The following is a 2,479-nucleotide window of genomic DNA, read 5'->3' on the forward strand; positions in this document are numbered from 1 at the left end:
GACGAGCCCGCCACCGTGGGCTACACCACGCTACGGGGCACTACTGCGGCAACATCCGAATGCAGTCGCGTTTGCGGGCGCCTTGTGCCGGGAATGTGCCGGGAACTCGACGGGTGACGTCCCGCGGAGTGGAAGCTCCTATTGCCGTCAAGCAGCCTCCGGGCCTTCGAGCTGAGCGAGCGCGAGGTTGGCGCGGCGTTCGAGTTCTGGGTCGGCTCGCGTGCCGATCTCGAGTCGGCGTAGCCGCTGGTAGGGGACGCCGAGAGTTGCGGCGAGGACGCTGATCGGGGTGCTGATCGCCTGTCGGCGTGCCCGGAGCTCGCGGCCGACTGAGTGGTCGGTGGCGGGGTTGAGCAGGCCGGCGTAGACCTCGTTCGCGATGTGGCGTTTGAGGCAGCGCACACCAACGTCTTCGACGAAGACAACCCCGCCGAATCCTCCACCACTCCAGGGGACGTCACCTTGCATTCTGCTTAGGCCCAATGCGCTTCGGCCGTCCGAAAGAGCGTGCGCCTCATAGAAGCCCCAGTGAGCACGGAGCCGCGATTTGGCATCCTCACCTCAGAATTTGCTGGACGTTCCCTGTGTGCATGTGGTTGGATCACCCAAACGCTCAGGGGAGCTCGATGCCTGTCTCGCCGAGATCGGCTGACCTTGGGTTCGCGACGAGGCGGGGGCTCTCTTGCGCACTTCGAAAGCACTCATCAGCGTGTTCGCAACCATGGCGGTGATGGTCCCGCTGTCGATTGCGGCACCTGCCCACGGCGCCAGCACTTCGGCAACGGGCACAGAGCCCCCACCGGCAGCGTGGACGCCTCCACCCGCAGTCGAACCGACTGTCCCCGTGTATGAAGAACCGGAACACGACTGGGCCACCGGGAAGGCACTGTTCCAAGCGGCCGCGCGTGCAGAGTTCGGCGGGGAGCAGCGCCGCGGATCCGCCAGCCCGACGGTCGGGGCTCCGGGGCTGGGTGAGATGCCGTGGTTCAGCTTCCACGATCTTGCGCTGTCAGCGGAGAGCAGCGCGCAGGTGAACCTCGCTAACGGCAACCTGCTGGTCAAGGCGCAAGATATCGCGATCGCGGGGCCGGGCTATTCGCTTCGTCACGACCGGTTCTACAACAGCCTCGCCACCGAGTACGGATCACTCGGTCTCGGGTGGGGCTCGAACAACGGCACCTATGACACGGGCCTGATCATCGATGCCGGCGGCGTGACCCACCTCGGACCCAGCGGTGTGGAGCTCTACTTCCCCCTCGTCGGGACGTCGACCAGCTACACGTCACCGGCGGGGTCGAACATGACCCTCACCGAGAACCCGTCCAGCACGGACGCGCGGTATACGATCACCCACAACAGATCGGGCGACCGCCACGAATTCAGTGCCTCCGGGTACCTCACCGCCGCGTACGATCGAAACGGCGTCGGGACGACTTTCTGGGGAATGGATCCGATCCATACCGCGGCGCACGACAGTGGTCGCTCGCTGTACTTCGACTACTTCCAGTTCTTCTACGGCAACACTGTGCGTGATGACGCGAACCGTGAGATCTACTACACCACTGATGGTGCGGCGAGACTGACCGGGGTTACCGCGGTCGACGGGGAAGACACCACCTACGCCTACAACAGCGCGTCCCTGCTGTCGAGCATCGAGCTGCCGAGCGCAGTCGCTGGCGGTTCGACGACTGTCGAGTTTGAATACGACACGTCGGACCGCATCACGAAGGTGTCGCAGGAGCCCGGCATCGAGACGACGTTCGCCTACTCGGCGGGGCAGACGGTCGTAACTGACTCGAATGGGAACGCTGCGACGTATCTGATCGACTCGGAAGGTCGGGTGACGTCGGCGAAGGACGCATTGAACCGGGAACGCACGCAGACGTGGACGGCGAACAGCGACATCCAGTCCACGACGGACGCCCTCGGACTAAACACGACGACGTACACCTACGACGGATCCGGAAACCGCACGAACGCGCAACTGCCGACGGGAGCGGCAGCCGCTGCGGTGTATGCGATCGGGGCAGGGTGCTCCGCGCCGAACACGGGGACCGCGTTCCAGCCGAAGTGCACCACCGATGACGCCGGGAACAGCAAGCAATACGAGTACGACACCGCAGGGAACCTGCTCAAGCAATCCGACACGACAGGGTCGACGGCCGTCGCGGAGCTCGAGCGAACGTACGGGACGTGTGGTGGATTTGCCGGTCAGGTGTGCTCCACCAAAGACGGCAAAGGCAACACCACCGCCTACGCGTACGACACGCACGGAAACCTCACGACCGTCACTCCGCCCAGCCCACTGGGATCCACCAGCTACACGTACGACTCGTTGGGTCGTGTCACGTCCGTCACCGACGGGAACGGCGACACCACCGGCTACACCTATGATGTCCGTGACCGGATCCTGCAGACCACGTTCGACAACGCCCGGGACTGCCCCGAGTTTGGTTGACGTCTGATCTGTGAGGATTCG

Annotated in this window: 2 protein-coding genes; one reads left to right on the top strand and one right to left on the bottom strand. The window is 64.4% G+C overall.

The window, feature by feature from the left end:
- Positions 1–147: 147 nt before the first annotated feature.
- Positions 148–402 carry a hypothetical protein gene (locus AC25YV_RS12765; protein WP_488124234.1) on the bottom strand — a complete coding sequence of 85 codons (255 nt, stop codon included), beginning with the start codon at positions 400–402 and terminating at the stop codon, positions 148–150.
- Between the two features lie 442 nt (positions 403–844).
- Between AC25YV_RS12765 and AC25YV_RS12770 the strand changes: the two genes are divergently transcribed.
- Entirely contained in the window at positions 845–2,458 is a 1,614-nt protein-coding gene (locus AC25YV_RS12770; protein ID WP_488124235.1) for a DUF6531 domain-containing protein, read from the top strand.
- Positions 2,459–2,479: the final 21 nt, after the last annotated feature.

It is taken from the genome of Microbacterium sp. Y832, from assembly GCF_057669765.1.